Annotated in this window: 2 pseudogenes; one reads left to right on the top strand and one right to left on the bottom strand. The window is 73.1% G+C overall.

Annotated features, from left to right (window positions below):
• Positions 1–76: pseudogene (locus tag RH94_RS42755) on the bottom strand (MSMEG_6728 family protein); the annotation flags it as partial.
• 154 nt (positions 77–230) lie between these two features.
• Between RH94_RS42755 and RH94_RS42750 the strand changes: the two are divergent.
• Positions 231–729 (top strand): annotated as a pseudogene (locus tag RH94_RS42750) (hypothetical protein); the annotation flags it as partial.

Raw genomic sequence — 729 nt, 5'->3', positions numbered from 1 at the left:
CCGCCTCGACCCGCTGCTTGCCCAGCCGGCGGCGGTCCAGCACACGCGCGGACTCGGTGAAGTCGGGGTACGGCAGGAACGTCTGCATGGCGCCTCCGTCGTGCGTTCCGTCCTCCCCCGGGTTCCCCTGGACGGCCCAACGGCACTGGGCCGGAGGGGGCCGGGGGCGCGTGAGCGGCGTGTCCGTGGTGGAAGGAATGGCGCATCCGCGAATCGGAAGGAGGCGCCGGATGCCGGATGCCGTGGTCGAGGGTGCCGTGCGCGGCGCCGATGCCGTGGACGACACCGCTGTGCCCGACGGCCCCGGCGGGCCGTCCTTCGAGCAGTTGAGCGCGGTGGCCGACGCCGTCCTCTACGAGGGCTATCTGCTCTACCCGTACCGCCGCTCGTCCGCCAAGAACCGGGTCCGGTGGCAGTTCGGCGTGCTGCTGCCGCGGGACTGGGTGGAGCGCGACGGCCCCGTCACGATCGGTGTCGCCGGCTCCGCCGACTCCTGGTACCAGCAGACCGAGTGCCTGTTGCGGGTCCGCGACGCGAGCGCCGTCCTGCGGGTGAAGGTGCGCTACCTGCAGATGCAGCACAAACAGGTGGAGGAGACCGGCCGGGACGGCCGTCACCGCGCCGTCGAGTCGCTGCGGACCGGCGACGGCACGACGCACCTGACGTTCGACGAGGCGGTGCCGCGCGAGACCGGCCTCGTCGTTCCGCTCGACGAGCTGCTGCGGCGGG

Origin of the sequence: Streptomyces kebangsaanensis, from assembly GCF_001906585.1 — a bacterium.
Taxonomy (GTDB): domain Bacteria; phylum Actinomycetota; class Actinomycetes; order Streptomycetales; family Streptomycetaceae; genus Streptomyces; species Streptomyces kebangsaanensis.
Note: the sequence above shows the minus strand (reverse complement) of the source record. Positions and strands in the feature narration are given on the sequence as shown.